Origin of the sequence: Nitrosovibrio sp. Nv17 (assembly GCF_900119085.1) — a bacterium.
Lineage (GTDB): Bacteria > Pseudomonadota > Gammaproteobacteria > Burkholderiales > Nitrosomonadaceae > Nitrosospira.
Genome location: NZ_FPIQ01000051.1, coordinates 1 through 1,320, shown reverse-complemented (window position 1 = coordinate 1,320; position 1,320 = coordinate 1). Strand labels below are relative to the sequence as shown.

General features: G+C 62.3%; 2 protein-coding genes. Both read right to left on the bottom strand.

Features of this window, described 5'->3' with window-relative positions; all coding sequences use genetic code 11:
• The coding region (locus BT108_RS13260) for a NapC/NirT family cytochrome c (protein WP_072295027.1) at positions 1-419 on the bottom strand (419 nt) is incomplete at its 3' end.
• Positions 419-1,126 (bottom strand): cytochrome c-550 CycA, encoded by a 708-nt coding sequence (gene cycA, locus BT108_RS13255; RefSeq protein ID WP_072295026.1) that lies wholly within the window; start codon positions 1,124-1,126, stop codon positions 419-421. The genes BT108_RS13260 and cycA, both read right to left, overlap by 1 nt.
• Positions 1,127-1,320: the final 194 nt, after the last annotated feature.

The following is a 1,320-nucleotide window of genomic DNA, read 5'->3' as shown; positions in this document are numbered from 1 at the left end:
CCGGGGGGCTGCGGATTGCGGTGGCACTCCCGGCAGGTGCGGCTGTCCCACTTCTTCAGGTTCAGCCGCGCATCGTGCGCCATGATCAGCCTGCGCTCGTTGAACTTCTCCAGGGTGGAGTAATCATTGGCAAACTCCAGGTACAACTCGCGCGCGCCATCGACCACATGGGTCGCCACCGCCAGATGGAAGTTCTTGAACCCCTGCGGGATGTGACAGTCCTTGCAGCCCGGATTGACCCCCAGCGCCCCGTAGTGGGACGACTCCTTGAGTTCCTCCAGGGGATAGGACATGGAGTGGCAACTGGTGCAGAACTCGGTGGTGGACAGGGCCGCCTCGCCCCCGAACACCACCGCCACCATCACGATCCCCAGCAAGGCACCCGTGAGCAGGGTGCCGCCCGCGCGCAGTCCGGCCATCAGTCCTCCGAACCCTTCTCGCCCACCTTGGCGCTGGCCTGGAACTCGTCATGGAACTCGAACTTGGGATCACCCTCGAAGGTGCCGTCCAGCTTGTAGTGCTCGTGCATGGCCTTGACGTCCTTGACGTACTTCTTGAAATCGAAGGTGTACTTCTTGTCCACCTCCGGCGTATACGGCGTGTAGGGCTCCTTGGCACCCTTCCAGGGCGAACCCTTGTAGTTCAGGTGGCAGGCGTTGCAGCGCTCCTCGAACGAGAAGTCCTGCCCGGCATCGGCCAGGGTCTTGCGCGGCGTGGTCTTCTTCGACTTCTCGAAGGATGCCCCCGCCTTGCGGTGGATCCCCCGGAACTTCGAACCCGGCCCGTGGCACGACTCGCAGCCCACCCCGGTGGTGAACTTGCTCGGGTCGGCTATGGTGTAGCCGCCCTCCTTGCCCCAGCCGTCCACGTGACAGCCGACACAGTCCTTGTCCTTGGTGTAGTCCTTCTTCGGATCGAGCTTGGCCTTCTTCTTGGCCTCGGCCTTGGCATTGGGCTTGAGCGACTCCATCGCCTTGGCGTGTGCGGTCTGCCCCCAGGACTCGGCCTGGCTCTTGTGACAGGAACTGCACTTCTTGCGGCCTTCGAACGATTGGGCGGATGCGCCGCCGGCCAGCAGCGCAAAGACCGCCGCAGCCGCCAGGGCAAGTGTCAGGGATTGGCGCATGGTGTGTTCTCCTTCAGGCTGGTGTATCCGTTGATCCGTTGTTGTGGCTGCCGTATCCGTCTTGTCAGGGGTCTCATGCCCCTACTTATGGTACGGTACTTTATCGCCGACTGTCATCAACGGGTAGCGCCAGTACCTTGTCTCTTCGTGGTACCACTGGTACCGCAAACCCCGTCCATGTCTCGCAACCAGTT